The following is a 13,457-nucleotide window of genomic DNA, read 5'->3' as shown; positions in this document are numbered from 1 at the left end:
GCTGCGCCCCCGGAAGGCAACCTTTCCTGCAAACTGCACCCGTGCCGCCTTGATCGGCGCCGTGCTCTGTCCCCTACCGAAAAAAAGGGATCGAAGATGACCACTGTGGGTGTGCGGCGCTCCCGCCGACTCGGCCGCGGCGGTATGCGCCGCCTGGCTCCCCTCGCTGCCGTTGCCACGGCAGGTGCCCTGCTGCTCTCCGCCTGCGGCGGGGGGTCCGACTCGGGCGGTACGTCCAAGTCGCTGACGTTCTGGATCTCCACGGTTCCGGGGCAGGACGCGGGCTGGAAGAAGATGGTGGCGCAGTACAAGAAGGAAGCCGGCGTCAACGTCAAGCTCGTCAACATCCCCTACGACGGCTACACGACGAAGCTGCACAACGCCGCGCAGGCGAACTCCCTGCCCGACGTGGCGGCCGTGCCGGCGCTGGACCCGATCTGGTCGAGCAAGCTGATCGACCTCAAGGCGATCGCCAACAACGCGACCAACAAGATCAACGCCAACTTCCTGGCGAAGGACTCGTCCGGGAAGGTGCTGGCCATCCCCTCGGACGTCACCGCGTCCGGCATGTTCATCAACAAGACGCTCTTCGAGAAGGCCGGCGTCTCCTTCCCGACCTCGCCCGCGAAGACCTGGACCTGGGACGACTTCATCAAGGCGGCGGACGAGGTCCGCGAGAAGACCAAGGCCAAGTACTCCCTGACGTTCGACCAGTCGCCGTCCCGGCTCCGTGCCATGGTCTACGAGATGGGCGGCCAGTACGTCCACGCGGACGACTCCGGCAAGTTCTCGGTGGACGCGGCGACCAAGAAGGCCGTGAACACCTTCGTCGGATGGAACGACGACAAGACCATGCCGAAGTCGGTGTGGACCAGCGGCGCCGACCCGTCCGCCATGTTCCAGAGCGGTGACGTCGTCGCCTACTGGTCCGGTGTGTGGCAGGTGCCCGCCTTCGCCGAGAGCATCAAGAAGTTCGAGTGGGCGAGCGTCCCGACCCCCGCCCAGCCGGTGCAGGCCAGTGACGTCAACAGCGGCGGCCTGACGGTGGGCTTCAACAACAACGCCGACGCGGCCACCGCCGCGACGAAGTTCCTGTCGTGGCTGTACGAGCCCGCCCACTACCAGGCGCTGTGCGAGGCTTCCGGGTTCCTGCCGGTCGAGAGCGGTCTGAACCCGACGTACCCCTTCAAGTCCGAGGCGGCGCAGGCGGCGTTCAAGCTGTACAACGAGTCGATCCCGCTCTACGCCCCGATCTCCGGCTACTTCAGCGGCGCGCAGACGAACTGGGTGCTGAAGGGCAAGAGCCTCACCGAGGACCCGACCAAGACGGAACTCGGCAAGGCGATCAACGGCCAGCAGTCGGCCGACAAGGCCCTGGAGAACATCGTGGCCGGCTACAACCAGCAGGTCGGCGGCTGATCGCAGGCCGGAGGGCGGGCGGCGGGGTCGAGACGCCGCCGCCCGCCCCGGGCGCCCGCGCAATGCCGGGCTCATGGTGTGAGCCACCGGAATCCATTCCACCAGCACGGAGTCAGGAAGATGACAAAACGCGCCCCGGACGTGTCCGCGAGCCGGCCGAGCCCGTCCAGGAGACGCAGTAAGTACACGCTTGCGCCGCTCGTCCTCATCGCGGCCAATGTCGTGCTCTTCTCGCTGTTCTTCGTCTGGCCGGCGGTGATCGGGCTCGTCTACTCGTTCACGAACTACACGGGAGTGGGGGCGTTCCAGTACATCGGACTGGACAACTACCACAACCTGTTCGGGGACTCCACGTTCTACGACGCGCTGAGCCGGACGCTGCTGTACGCCGTGCTCTTCGTACCGCTGAACTTCGTGGTCTCGCTGCTCGCCGCCAACCTGGTGGTGAGCAAGAACGCCAAGGGCGGGTCGGTCGCGCGCGTCATCTTCTTCATCCCGTGGCTGCTGTCGCCCATCGTCGTGGGTGTCCTGTGGCGGTGGATGTTCGGTGAGAACTTCGGACTGGTCAACTACGTCATCGAGAAGTTCGGCGGCGGCGCCGTTCCGTGGCAGTCGGACGCGGACCTGTCGCTGCTGGTCGTGGTGTTCGCGGCGTCCTGGGCCTGGACGGGCTTCTCGATGCTGCTGTTCATCGCGGCGATCAAGAACGTACCGGTGTCCTACTACGAGGCCGCCTCGCTCGACGGCGCCGGCCCCTGGCGTCAGTTCTTCAGCATCACGCTGCCGAGCATCGCGCCCACCTCGTTCATCGTGATCCTGCTCAACACGATCAACGCGATGAAGGAGTACCCGGTGTTCGTCGCCCTCAACAACGGCGGCCCCGGCACTTCGAACAACCTGCTCGTCCAGTACATCTACGAGACTGGCTTCAAACGGGGCCAGATCGGCTACGCGAGCGCCGCGTCGTTCGTGCTCATGCTCATCCTGATGGCCGTCGCGATCGTCCAGCTGATCGTCAACCGGCGGGTGGAGAACCGATGACAACCACAGACATGCCGCGCCCGCTCGACGCCGACGCCAAACGGCCCACCGTCAAGAAGCGGCCCCGCGGGGCGGCCGGCGGCGGCCTCCGACGGGCGATCGCCCCGACGACACTGCTGTGGATCATGGCGTGCCTGTACGGGTTTCCGGTGCTGTGGTTCATCCTCAGCTCCTTCAAGCCGTCCAGCGACCTGTTCTCCTATCCGCTGACGCTGGTTCCGCGCGACCCCACCCTGTCGGGCTTCAAGGCGGCGTGGGACAGCGCCAACTTCTCCCAGTACTTCATCAACACGGCCATCGTGTGCGTGATCACGACGATCCTCACGGTGGGCGTCAGCTGCTGCACCGGGTACGCGCTGGCCAAGTACGACAACCGATGGCTCAAGGCGTTCTTCATCTGCATCCTGGCCACCACGATGCTGCCGGGCGAGGTCATGCTCGCCCCCGAGTTCCTGGTGGTCCGCAATCTCGGCCTCTACAACTCGTTCGCCGGCATCATCCTCCCGGCCGTGCTCACCGCGACCGGCTGCTTCATGTTCCGCCAGTTCTTCCTGACGGTTCCCGACGAACTCGTGGAAGCCGCGCGCATCGACGGCGCACGTGAGCTGGCGATCTTCGCGCGGATCATGGTGCCGATCTCCCGGCCCATCATGCTGACCCTCGCCATCCTGTCCTTCCAGTGGCGCTGGAACGACTACATCTGGCCGCTGCTGATGCTCAACGACCCCAACAAGTTCACCGTGCAGATCGGCATCCAGAGCATCGTCGGCGCGCAGAACATCAACTGGTCGGTACTGCTCGGCGCCTCGGTCATCTCCATGATCCCGCTGATCCTCGTCTTCCTTGTCTTCCAGCGCTACGTCATGGGCGCCGACATCAACGCCGGACTGAAGGACTGACCTTGCCCACCCCGCTCGACCACGAGTTCGTCCGGTCGGTGGCCCGCGCCGCCGACCGGCAGGCCGCCCCCCTGGCGGCCCGTCCCGACGAGGAACCCGCCGGTGTGCCGCACCGTGGTCTGGCGCGGCGGGTGAAGACCCTGATCGCGGCCTACCGTTCGCCGGACTCGGCACTGCACGGCAGCGAGGAGGCTGTCGCCGCCGCGACGACCCACCTCCGCGCCCTGCGGGCCACACAGACCGGCACCGGTCTCTTCGCCGGCGGCGACAACGTGCAGTCACCCCCGGACTCCGGCTTCACCGTCAACGACGTGTGCGACGCGCACGTCCTCGCCGCGGGCGCCGGGCCGGAACTGCGCGACGTCACGGCCGCCCTCGCCGAGATCGCCGGTGCCGCCACCGGCAGCCTCCTCACCGGCGGGGTCCACACCCCGAACCACCGCTGGGAGCTGAGCGCGGCGCTGGCCCGGCTGCACCGGTCGTTCCCGGACGACCGGCTCCTCGACCGCGTCGAGGAGTGGCTCGCCGAGGGCGTCGACATCGACGCGGACGGCCTGTACTCGGAACGCAGTGCCAACTACGCGGCCCACGTCTCCAATCCGTCGCTGCTCCTGCTGGCCGAGGTCCTCGGCCGCACCGACCTGCTGGACGCCGTCGAACACAACCTGGCCACCACCCTGGACCTCATCAGGCCCGACGGCACGGTGGAGACCGTCCACTCGCGACGGCAGGACCAGAAGGACCGGTTCCCGCTGGCGCCCTACCTGCCGCACTACCGGCTGCTCGCGATCCGCACCGGCCGGGGCGACTTCGCCCGCGCGGCGCGGCTGGCGGAAGCAGACGGGATCGACGACCCCGACCTGCTCGCCGAGACCCTCCTCACCCCGGACCTGTGCCGCCCCCTGCCGGCCCCGGCCCCGGAGACCCTCCCGCGCGACAGCCACCTCACCACCGCACGCCTCGCCGCACGCGCCTCGGCCACCGCGCACACGGTGGTGTACGGCGGCTCCGACGTGCCCGAGCACCGGCGCATCCGATCGGGCCTCGCCTGCAACCCCACCTTCCTGCGCCTGTTCGCCGGGGACGCCGTCCTCGACGCGGTCCGTCTCTCGCGGGGGTTCTTCGATCTGGGCCCGTTCCGCGCCGCCGGCATGGAACAGCCCGCCGACAACAGCTACCGGCTCACCCAGACGCTCAACGCCGCCTACTACCAGCCGCTCCCGAAGGACGAGAGGCGGGACGACGGCGTCTACCGGCTGGTGGACGACGGGCGCTTCTCGGCCTCGATGGCCTTCCCGGACCGGCCTCGGGACGAGGTCTCGCACACGACCCGCATCGAGGCGGACCTGCGGGAGGACGGTGCCGACCTGCGGATCGACATCAGCGGACCACGGGTGCCCTGGGCCCTCGAACTGACCTTCCGCCCGGGCGGAGTGCTGGAGGGCGCCGAACCGATCGGCGACGGACGCTGGTCCCTGACGAGCGGCCCGATGACCTACCGGGTCGGCGACGACGAGATCCGGGTCGAGGCCGGCATCGAGGCGGGCGAACCGCTCGCCGGACCGGACCGGAGCGACGTACTGCGCTACGACCCGGGCCAGGACTACACCGTGGCGGGCGGCACCGACGCGACGACCGGGAACCGCGTCTACATCGGGGGACTCGGTCCGCACACACTGACCGTCGCGCTGCGCGCCCGCAGGCCCGCACCTGTCGGATGACTCCGAAGGACCACGCCATGGCCACCCCGGGCACGATGGGCTCAGGGCCTTGCATCTCCCGCACCGACGAAGGGCGTTGCACGATCTGCCGGCGACTCCGGCGGACCACGACGCCGTCCTGACCGCCGTCGCGGGTGAGGCGCTCACTCGCCTCACCCGCGACGGCAACCCCGAACACCCCGACTGCGTCGACGACACCTACCTCGGCGTCACCTCGCTGCCGGCCCTGGCCCGGCAGCGCGACAAGGACCCGCGCCTGCCGGAGGCGGTGGCCCGCAGCCTCGCCTTCCCCCTCCGCGAGCGGGTCCGCACCGAGGACAACCCCGGCTACCCGAATCTGCGGACCCGCGACTCCGGTCTCCCGTAAGCCCGTTACGTGCTGGAGTCCGGCGCCCACCCCATCGGCGACTGGCCGAGCACGGTGTGGGCGCTGCTCCGGGCGGTGAACGTCCTGGACGCGGCCGAGGGGCTCGTCGCCGACGAACAGCGCGTGGAACGGGTCGAGTTGGCGCGCGGCTACGGGCGCCGACGGATTGAGGCGACCTTCTTCGGCCCGGGGGCGCGGACCGCTTCGACGCCCGCGCGGAGACGACCGAGGAGCAGGCGGCCTTCGCTCTCACCGCCGACCCGCGCGGCTACGGCAACCCCGACGAGGGCCGGCGCCACCCGGTCGGCTCCACGGCACTGGAGGCCGACCCGGCGCCCGGCGCACCGGAGGGGCTGAGCGTCTTCGCCGTACGGTACGGCGGTGACGGCGGTGCCGGGTTCGAGCCGTCCATCGAGGTCACGCCGAAAGGCCCGCGGGTGCGCACCGAGGCGTTCACCGCCGTGATCGACGAAGTGGCGGGCGAGGCCCACGGTGAACCGGAGCCGACACTCGTCGGCCGGGCAGGCTGAGCAGGACCGCGCAGGACGTACGAGGCCGAGCGGCTCACCCGCGCGCTGCTCGGCCTCGTCGTGTCACCGGGCAACCCGGTAGCGCATCGCCCCCGGTACCACCAGGTCCGCCCGGTCCCGGGTCGCGGCGACCAGGTCGGCGTTGCGCTGGTCCGTGCCCCGCACCCACGCGACGGCCGTGTCGTGGTCCTTGCCGAACTCCTCGTGCCGGGCGACGAGCCTGCGGACGCGCTCACCCTCGTCCAGCTCGCAGAACCACACCTCGTCGAGCTGGGACCGCACCCGTGCCCACGAACCCTCCGCCAGGAGAAGGTAGTTGCCCTCGGTGACGACAAGACGCGCGGACGGAAACACCGGGATCGCACCGGCGATCGGCTGCTCCAGCACCCGTTCGAACCCCGGCGCGTAGACGGTCTCTCCGCCGCCCGCCCCCTTGTTGTCCTCACGAAGCCGCCGCAGGAGTGCCGCGTACCCCGCCGCGTCGAACGTCTCCGGCGCGCCCTTGCGGTCCCGCAGGCCCAGCCGTACCAGCTCGACGTCGGCGAGATGGAACCCGTCCATCGGCACATGGGCGACCCAGGGATCGCCGTCGCCGTTCAGCGCGCCGACGAGCCGTTCCGCGAGCGTCGTCTTGCCCGCGCCGGGACTCCCGGCGATACCGAGCACCGCGCGCCGGTCGTCCCGGACCAGCGCCCGGGCCCGGCCGAGGAGTTCGTCGAAAGCGGGCGCGGGGGAGGAGAGGGGGCGTTCCACGCGGCCGAGTCTCTCACCCGGACAGTCCTTCGTAGGCCGCCGCCAGCATCAGGAAGGCCCGGTCGTCGCCGAGGCCGTCCGCGTCGATCATGCGGTTCATGACGTACGCCACCGTCAGGCGCGCGTCCAGGTCGACCAGGACCATCGAACCGCCCCAGCCACCCCAGAAACACGTGCGGGGGTTGGGGAGCCGGCCGTTGTTCAGGCCGTACCCCAGGCCCCAGCGCATGGGCACGCCCAGGATCGAGTCCGTTCCGGCGAACTGTTCCTCCATGACGCGTTCACAGCCCGCCTCCGACAGCAGCCGTACGCCTCGTGCGGTGCCGCCGCAGGACAGCACCGACTGGACGGCGGCGACCGAGCGGGCGTTGCCGTGGCCGTTCGCGGCGGGGATCTCGGCGCGCCGCCAGGCCTCGGTGTTGGCGGTGGTGGACGGGACGTACGGGTTGCCGGGGCGGTCGCGAGGCAGGGCCGCGTCCGGGTCGAGCACCCGCTCGGGCGGGGTGATCACGGGCGCGACGCGGTGGTCGTGCTCGGCGGGCAGCCCGATGTGGAAGTCGGCGCCCAGCGGCCCGGCGATCTCCTCGGCGAAGAAGGTACCGAGCGTGCGGCCGGTGACCCGGCGGACCACCTCGCCGACGAGATAGCCGTAGGTGACGGCGTGGTAACCGCCCTCGGTGCCGGGCTTCCAGGCCGGGGCCTGGGCGGCGAGACGGGCGGTGGCGGTCGGCCAGTCGTAGAGGTCCTCGACGGTCATCGGCTCGTCCCAGGTGGGCAGGCCCGCCGTGTGGCCCAGCAGGTGCCGTACGAGGACGTCGTCCTTGCCGTTCGCGGCGAACTCGGGCCAGTAGCGGGCGACCGGCGCGTCCAGGTCGAGTTCGCCCCGGTCGGCGAGGACCAGGGCGCACAGCGCCGTCATCGTCTTCGTCGTGGACCACGTGTTGGTGAGCGTGTCGCGCTCCCACGGCACGGTATGGGCCTCGTCGGTGTGGCCGCCCCACAGGTCGGCCACCGGTTCGCCGTCGAGGAACACCGCCACGGACGCGCCCACGTCCTTGTCGTCGAGCGAGGCAGCCAACGCCTCCCGTACGGGGGCGAACCGGTCGGTACACGTGCCGGAGGTCTCCACCATGCCGCGACCGTAGCCAGGCGTCGTCGGCAGGGCCACCGATTATTTCCGGCCCTCCGCGCGTCCCGTGCGCGCGGGGAACCGCGCCCGGCTCAGGTCCGGTCGATGTGCACGCTCGTCGACTTCACCCGGGCCGTCGCCTCCACACCGACCTCAAGGCCCAGCTCCTCCACCGCCTCCCGGGTCAGCAGCGACACCAGCCGGTGCGGACCCGCCTGGATCTCGACCTGTGCGGCGACGTCGCCCAGCTTCACGGCGGTGACGATGCCGGAGAAGGCGTTGCGGGCGGAGGTGTACGACGGCTCCTCCTCGCCGGAGCCGGTGCCCGGACCGGAGTTGGCCAGCTCGATCGAGAAGGCGGCCAGATCCCGTCCGTCGATCAGCCGCCGCCCACCCTCGTCGCGGTGGGTCTTCACCCGGCCCGCATCCGCCCACCGCCTCGCGGTGTCGGGGCTCACGCCCAGCAGACGGGCGGCCTGACCAATGGTGTAGGACTGCATACGCGCCAACCTAGCTCGTTCCCCGATCTCGCAAAATGAGCAACCGTGCCCGTCCAGGCGTACTGAAGTGGTAGGGAACGCACGCACGCTGCACAGCCACGCCCGGAGGTACCTCACCCGTGAGCATCACCAAAGCGGCCCCGCCCGGGGCCGGCCACCGCGACACGGAGGCGCCGCCCGACGAGGCGAAGGGCGGCGCGAAGGACGGTGCGACCGGCGAGCAGCAGGGCTGGCAGTTCAGCTCGCCGCTCGTCCTGACCATGCTGCTGATCCTGGTGGTCGCCCTCCAGGGGCCGATCCGCCGGGGGGTGTCCGCGCCCGTGATGCAGAGCTGGATGACGGTGTTCGTCGCCGTCGTGGTACAGGCCCTGCCCTTCCTCGTCCTCGGTGTGCTGCTGTCGGCGATGCTCGCGGTGTTCGTGCCGCCGTCGTTCTTCGTCCGTGCCCTGCCCGGCAGGCCCGCCCTCGCGGTGCCGGTCGCGGGGATGGCCGGAGCGATCCTGCCCGGCTGCGAGTGCGCGTCGGTGCCGGTGGCCGGCGCGCTGGTGCGGCGGGGTGTCGCCCCCGCGGCGGCGCTCGCGTTCCTGCTCTCCGCCCCGGCGATCAACCCGATCGTGCTGACCGCGACCGCCATCGCGTTCCCCGGCAGGCCGGAGATGGTCGTCGCCCGGTTCGTCGCGAGCCTGCTCGTGGCGTGCGCGATGGGCTGGCTCTGGCAGCGGCTCGGCCGCACCGACTGGCTGCGCCCGCCTGCCCACCCGTCGGACGGCGGCCTCGGCAGGGGCGCCGCGTTCTGGAGCTCCGTACGGCACGACGTGATGCACGCGGGCGGCTTCCTGGTCGTCGGCGCGATGGCCGCCGCCACCCTGAAGGCCGTGGTGCCGGCGAGCTGGCTCGGTCTCGCCGCGGACAACCCGGTGGTGTCGGTGCTCGCGCTCGCCGTCCTCGCGGTGCTGCTGTCGATCTGCTCGGAGGCGGACGCGTTCGTCGCCGCGTCCCTGACCCAGTTCTCGCTCACGGCCAGGCTGGCGTTCCTGGTGGTCGGCCCGATGATCGACCTGAAGCTCTTCGCCATGCAGACGGCGACCTTCGGCCGCGGGTTCGCGCTGCGCTTCGCACCGGCCACCTTCGTCATGGCCGTGGCGTCGGCCGTCCTCGTCGGGGCGGTGCTCCTGTGAACCGGCAGGCACAGGCGGTCGTCCTGTTCCTGGTCGGCGGAGCGATGGTGCACGCCGGTACCACCGACCTCTACCTGCGCTACGTCAAGGCAGGGCTCCAGCCGATGGTCGTCGGCGCGGGAGTCGTGCTGATGGTGGCCGCGCTGGCGACGGTCTGGTACGAGCGGAAGAGCTCAACAGCCGGCTCCGGGAGCGCAGTCCACGGACACGGTGAGGAGACGCACGCGGACGACCAGGAAGGTCACGTCCACCGTGAACCGCGCGTCTCCTGGCTTCTGGTGCTTCCCCTGTTCGCGCTGATCCTGGTGGCCCCGCCCGCCCTGGGCTCCTACAGCGCCCTGCGCACGGGTACGGCCCTCCAGGCGCCGCTGGCCTATCCGCCCCTGCCCTCCGGCGATCCCGTCCGCCTCAGTCTGGTCGACTACGCGGGACGCGCGGCCTACGACCACGGACGCTCGCTGGGGAACCGGCGGATCGCGATCACCGGGTTCGTCGCACTGGACGGCAAGGGCACCCCGTACCTCGTGCGGATGGCCCTCAACTGCTGCGCTGCGGACGCCCAGCCGGTCAAGGTCGGGCTGACCGGCCACGTCCCCCCGGTGCTGCAGCCGGACACCTGGCTCGAACTCACCGGCACCTACACCGATCGGCAGACCAAGGACCCGGTGAACAAGGGACGCATCCCGTTCTTCGACATCGCCGAGGCCAGGCCGGTCCCGACCCCGCGCGACCCGTACGACGAGAGCTGGAACAGCTGAGGCCGGGGCCGGGAGGGCGCGGTCAGGGCTGGATCAGGCCGCGTTCGTACGCCTTGACCAGCCGCTGCGGGACCATGTGCTCGACCCCGTCGACGGCGACCGGCACCAGCTGGGTCGTGGTCGCCTTCCACTGGGCGCGGCGGTGACGGGTGTTGCTGCGGGACATCTTCCGCTTGGGAACGGCCATGGGAGTCCTCCTCGGTTGGCAAGCGAGACAGGACGCTACATGAAAATGGATCCCATTAACAGTTGAGTGCGGTCGGCCCGGCCGGCCTCTCAGGGAGCCGTGCGCATGGAGCCGTGCGAGTCGCGGGGGCCCTGGGGATGCGGCGGAGTCTGTGGCCCTTCCCCGGCCAGCCAGTCGGCGACGCACTGGGCTATCGGCTGCCCGGTGTCCATCTCCACGAAGCCGAACTGGCCCGACTGGTTGCATTCGAGGAACCACCAGACGCCGTCGAGATCCTCCGCGAAGTCGAAGGCCCCATAGGCGAGTTCGGCCCCCCGCAGATACCGGTGCACGGCTTCGGTGACGGCGGGCGGCACGTCGACGGGCCGCCACGGCTCGTCCGAGGGCGCGAAGCGGACATCGATGTCGTCGGGATGCGCGTCGGGCGAGACGGTCTTGCGGGCGGCGAGGATGCGGTCGCCGACCGCCGTCAGGCGGATGTCCGCCCGCTTGTCGATCCGGTGTTGAAGCAGGGTGGGCCCGAAGGCGACGGGCGTGAAGTCGACATCGGGTGCCACCCGGCTCGTCGGCACCACTCTGGGCGGCTCCTGCGGATGCGATCCGGAGACGGGCTTGACGACCAGGTCGGGAAAACGCCGCGCGAAGTCCCGGGCGGCCTGCGGGAACGTGGTGATCAGCGTGGCCGGTACGTGCAGTCGGCTGCGCTGCGCGAGATGCAGCTGCCAGGGCTTGTGGCGGGCCCGGACGGCCGCGTCGGGATGGTTCATCCAGCGCACACCGGCCCCCCGGAGCATGCCGTAGAGGGCCTGTGAGGCCTCCTCGGTGAGCCAGCCGGACGGCGCGGCGGCCCGCGCCCCGGGAACACCGGGCCTGCGCACCCAGACGGACCGCAGCCCCTCCATGCTCACCACCCTGCCACCGGCGGAGAGGTGCCCGCGGAAAGCGCCGTTCACGTACTCGCCGGACAGGGCGACCTCGCCGGGCAGATCGGCGGGATCGAGCCGGACCACGGGAATGCCGGCGCCGTTCAGCCGGGCCACCACGAGATCCGCCGTCACATCCTCCTCGGACGTCAGAACCAGGACCGTCATCGCGTCAGGTCCACGTCAGTCGTCGAAGTGTGTCTTGGAACCGGCAGTTGACGTGGTGGACCCGAATTCGCGCATCACCGCATGGTCGTGAGCGGCAATCCGCCCGCCCGGCAACACATTCAACTGCAGTCCGCAGTCGTAGCTGTACGGAGTGCTCACCTCCAACTGCTCAGCTGGGCGCGCGTAGTTCAGGACGAACAGCTGCATCGCTTCTCCTCGATCGGCGACGACGTCGGTCAAGTGGATGGTGGAGCTCCGGTAATACAACTGTCCCGTCTCGCTTGCCCCGCCTCCAAGGAGTTATACGAATCGAACGAGTGAATGGTTGCCTCACGTTGTCGGCAACTGCGTCCGGGCAGCATTTCGCGAGCCGTGAGCCGCACGCGCGGGTTGCGGCTCGCGGGGAGCAGGTCCGGGGGCGGGTCAGTGGCGTCCCAGGCCGCCGCTGCCGAAGGAACCGCTGGAACCGGGATCCCAGCGTCCCCGCTGCTGGTCCTCCCGCCGCTTCGTCGACGCGTGATGGAGGTCGTGCGGCATGAGCCGCTCCCGCTCCTGAGCCGCGCGCGGCATCTCGTCGGGCTCTCTCATTTCGCGGATCTCGTGCACGGGACCGTAAGGCGGGAGCTTGGGTTGTTCGTCGGGGCGGGGCCGGGCGGATTCCCGGTCCCGGACCCGCATGCCGAACCAGAAGGCCCAGATCAGTGCACCAGCGATGAACAGGCCCGCGACAAATGCGGCCGTTACGTTGAGTAGATCGCTCGACGCGGCCAGTAGTTCAGACGTTGTCGTACTCATACGCCGATTATCGCCGACAGCATATGAATGCGCGTCCGAAAAGAGTCTGTGGAATCCCTGTCCCTTTTTTGTCGGTCAGGGCTTCACGGCGACGGCTCCGAATTGCGGAAGAGTGGCTGCGGGGTCGCTCTCCGGGCGCCACTGCGCGCAGGACACGAGCCCCGGGTCGAGCAGGTCCAGGCCGTCGAAGAAGGCGGCGACCTCGGCTCGTGGACGCGCGGTGATCGGCGGGGTGGCGTTCTCGTTCCAGAACTTCATCGCCTCGATGTTCCCCTCGCCGTCGAGGTCCGAGTCGGTCGTCGGATGAGTGAGGACCAGATAACTTCCCGAGGGCACCGACGCCATGATCCGGCGCACGATGTCCTGCGCCTGCCCCGTGTCGAGCACGAAATTCAGGATGCCGAGCATCATGACGGCGACGGGACGCCCGAAGTCGAGGGTCTCCGAGGCGCGCCGGATGATGGAGTCGGGGCGGTGGATGTCCGCGTCGATGTAGTCCGTGGCCCCCTCAGGCGTGCCGGTCAGCAGCGTACGGGCGTGCGCGAGCACGATCGGGTCGTTGTCGACGTACACGATCCGTGACTCGGGCGCGAGGCGCTGGGCGATCTCATGGGTGTTGTCCACCGTCGGCAGCCCTGTCCCGATGTCCAGGAACTGCCGCACGCCCCGCTCGGCGACCAGGAAGCTCACGGCCCGCCCGAGGAAGGCGCGGTCGGCGCGGGCCACGCTGCGGATCAGCGGGAACATGGCGTCGATGTGGTCACCGACCCCCTGGTCGACCATGTAGTTGTCCTTGCCGCCGATCCAGTAGTTCCACACCCGCGCGTTGTGGGCCACCGAGGTGTCCAGCCGGCCGCGTCCCTCTGACGTGCTGCCCTGCTCACTCACGTCGGTTCCTCTCGTTCACTTCCCTTGCCCCGCACGGACATTGACGGGCACACGAGCCGTCAACATCGTTCGCGCCTACGAGGGTGATCTTATGGCCGGGCTCTTCGCGGCCGGCGAGGGAGGCGCCGGACCGGGTGCTGACGCGGGCCGGCGGCGGCCCCTAGTCTCGCGGGACAGGCCTCAGGGAGCGAGAGACACGGA

Annotated in this window: 14 protein-coding genes and 1 pseudogene; 7 read left to right on the top strand and 8 right to left on the bottom strand. The window is 70.0% G+C overall.

Annotated features, from left to right (window positions below; all coding sequences use genetic code 11):
• The first annotated feature begins 96 nt into the window (after nt 1–96).
• From OG595_RS02880 to OG595_RS45280, 5 genes and pseudogenes are all read left to right on the top strand, one after another.
• The gene (locus OG595_RS02880; protein WP_329267403.1) at nt 97–1,419 is read left to right on the top strand and encodes an extracellular solute-binding protein; all 1,323 of its coding nucleotides are present in this window, start codon (nt 97–99) and stop codon (nt 1,417–1,419) included.
• 120 nt (nt 1,420–1,539) lie between these two features.
• Nucleotides 1,540–2,460, top strand: coding sequence for a carbohydrate ABC transporter permease (locus OG595_RS02875; protein ID WP_327699497.1), 921 nt, complete (start codon nt 1,540–1,542; stop codon nt 2,458–2,460).
• A complete protein-coding gene (locus OG595_RS02870) occupies nt 2,457–3,359 on the top strand; it encodes a carbohydrate ABC transporter permease (RefSeq protein ID WP_329267401.1) in 903 nt (300 codons plus the stop codon). Before OG595_RS02875 ends, OG595_RS02870 begins: the two co-directional genes overlap by 4 nt.
• Nucleotides 3,360–3,361: 2 nt before the next feature.
• Nucleotides 3,362–5,080, top strand: coding sequence for a hypothetical protein (locus tag OG595_RS02865; protein WP_329267400.1), 1,719 nt, complete (start codon nt 3,362–3,364; stop codon nt 5,078–5,080).
• A gap of 49 nt (nt 5,081–5,129) precedes the next feature.
• A pseudogene (locus tag OG595_RS45280) lies at nt 5,130–5,636 on the top strand (hypothetical protein); the annotation flags it as partial.
• A 404-nt stretch (nt 5,637–6,040) separates the two neighbouring features.
• On the opposite strand, the gene OG595_RS02855 reads toward OG595_RS45280, so the two are convergent.
• The 3 genes from OG595_RS02855 to OG595_RS02845 all read right to left on the bottom strand — a co-directional run bounded on the left by OG595_RS02855 (nt 6,041) and on the right by OG595_RS02845 (nt 8,359).
• Nucleotides 6,041–6,730, bottom strand: coding sequence for a nucleoside/nucleotide kinase family protein (locus OG595_RS02855; protein ID WP_329267398.1), 690 nt, complete (start codon nt 6,728–6,730; stop codon nt 6,041–6,043).
• Nucleotides 6,731–6,743: 13 nt separating this feature from the next.
• On the bottom strand, nt 6,744–7,862 hold the full coding sequence (locus tag OG595_RS02850; protein ID WP_329267397.1) for a serine hydrolase domain-containing protein: 1,119 nt from the start codon (nt 7,860–7,862) through the stop codon (nt 6,744–6,746).
• Between the two features lie 89 nt (nt 7,863–7,951).
• The gene (locus OG595_RS02845; RefSeq protein ID WP_329267396.1) at nt 7,952–8,359 is read right to left on the bottom strand and encodes a TOBE domain-containing protein; all 408 of its coding nucleotides are present in this window, start codon (nt 8,357–8,359) and stop codon (nt 7,952–7,954) included.
• A 119-nt stretch (nt 8,360–8,478) separates the two neighbouring features.
• Here OG595_RS02845 and OG595_RS02840 point away from each other — a divergent pair, with 119 nt between their 5' ends.
• Entirely contained in the window at nt 8,479–9,537 is a 1,059-nt protein-coding gene (locus tag OG595_RS02840) for a permease (protein ID WP_329267395.1), read from the top strand.
• Nucleotides 9,534–10,295, top strand: a complete 762-nt coding sequence (locus tag OG595_RS02835) for a TIGR03943 family putative permease subunit (RefSeq protein WP_329267394.1) — start codon at nt 9,534–9,536, stop codon at nt 10,293–10,295. Before OG595_RS02840 ends, OG595_RS02835 begins: the two co-directional genes overlap by 4 nt.
• Before the next feature lie 22 nt (nt 10,296–10,317).
• Here the strand turns inward: OG595_RS02835 and rpmF are convergent, their stop codons facing one another.
• The 5 genes from rpmF to OG595_RS02810 form a co-directional block, all read right to left on the bottom strand.
• The gene (gene rpmF, locus OG595_RS02830; protein WP_329267393.1) at nt 10,318–10,482 is read right to left on the bottom strand and encodes a 50S ribosomal protein L32; all 165 of its coding nucleotides are present in this window, start codon (nt 10,480–10,482) and stop codon (nt 10,318–10,320) included.
• An 89-nt stretch (nt 10,483–10,571) separates the two neighbouring features.
• The gene (gene tgmB, locus OG595_RS02825) at nt 10,572–11,573 is read right to left on the bottom strand and encodes an ATP-grasp ribosomal peptide maturase (protein WP_329267392.1); all 1,002 of its coding nucleotides are present in this window, start codon (nt 11,571–11,573) and stop codon (nt 10,572–10,574) included.
• 15 nt (nt 11,574–11,588) lie between these two features.
• The gene (gene tgmA / locus OG595_RS02820; protein ID WP_189150817.1) at nt 11,589–11,780 is read right to left on the bottom strand and encodes a putative ATP-grasp-modified RiPP; all 192 of its coding nucleotides are present in this window, start codon (nt 11,778–11,780) and stop codon (nt 11,589–11,591) included.
• A 216-nt stretch (nt 11,781–11,996) separates the two neighbouring features.
• Nucleotides 11,997–12,368, bottom strand: a complete 372-nt coding sequence (locus OG595_RS02815; RefSeq protein WP_329267390.1) for a DUF6479 family protein — start codon at nt 12,366–12,368, stop codon at nt 11,997–11,999.
• Nucleotides 12,369–12,443: 75 nt separating this feature from the next.
• Nucleotides 12,444–13,256: an SAM-dependent methyltransferase gene (locus OG595_RS02810; protein WP_329267388.1), complete on the bottom strand. Its 813-nt coding sequence runs from the start codon at nt 13,254–13,256 to the stop codon at nt 12,444–12,446.
• Between the last annotated feature and the right edge of the window lie 201 nt (nt 13,257–13,457).

The organism is Streptomyces sp. NBC_01451, from assembly GCF_036227485.1.
GTDB lineage: Bacteria > Actinomycetota > Actinomycetes > Streptomycetales > Streptomycetaceae > Streptomyces.
Note: the sequence above shows the minus strand (reverse complement) of the source record. Positions and strands in the feature narration are given on the sequence as shown.